General features: G+C 51.7%; 1 protein-coding gene. It reads left to right on the top strand.

Going from position 1 to position 286, the window contains the following annotated elements; genetic code table 11:
• Window positions 1-286, top strand: a 286-nt coding sequence (locus AACV01_RS05675; RefSeq protein ID WP_202611838.1) for a hypothetical protein, incomplete at both ends; no start/stop codon positions are given.

Below are 286 nucleotides of genomic sequence, written 5' to 3'. Positions count from 1 at the left end.
GAACAAGCACGCCAAGAAGCGCAAAGAGCAGAGGCAGAACGATTAGCTGCTGAACGTGCAGAGCAGGCGCGTTTAGCCGAAGAAGAAGCCCAGCGTCAAGCGCAACTTGAAGCTGAACAAGCACGCCAAGAAGCGCAAAGAGCAGAAGCTGAAAAATTAGCTGCTGAACGTGCAGAGCAGGCACGTTTAGCCGAAGAGGAAGCTCAACGTCAAGCACAGCTAAAAGCAGAACAAGCACGCCAAGAAGCGCAAAGAGCAGAAGCTGAAAAATTAGCTGCTGAACGTG

The organism is Proteus sp. G2609 (genome assembly GCF_963896135.1).
GTDB lineage: Bacteria > Pseudomonadota > Gammaproteobacteria > Enterobacterales > Enterobacteriaceae > Proteus > Proteus mirabilis.
This window is presented reverse-complemented; position numbering and strand designations above follow the sequence as displayed.